Genomic DNA, 296 nt, shown 5'->3' on the forward strand with positions numbered 1-296 from the left:
GGAACGCGGACCCGTCCTCCAGGGCGGCGTCGATCTTCTGGATCGCCGCGGTCAGCTTGGCCATCCGCGCCTCGATCGCCTCCAGCCGCTTGCGCAGGGGCGCGAGGGGCGCGCGGCGCTCGACGCCGGCGCGGCGCGCCTCGGCCTTCTGCCCGCCGGAGGGCTCCGAGTCGCGCCCGACCTCGCGCTCGGGCCCCGACAGGACGAAGCGCCGGTAATCGTCCATGTCGCCGTCGAAGGTCTTCACCGTGCCGTCCGCGACCAGCCAGAGCCGGTCGGCGCAGGCCTCGACCAGG

The 296-nt window shown here is 75.3% G+C and carries 1 pseudogene; it reads right to left on the bottom strand.

Annotated elements, in window-relative coordinates:
* Window positions 1-296, bottom strand: a pseudogene (locus ACLBX8_RS32015) (ABC transporter ATP-binding protein); the annotation flags it as partial.

The sequence above is a fragment of the Methylobacterium sp. D48H genome (genome assembly GCF_053345715.1).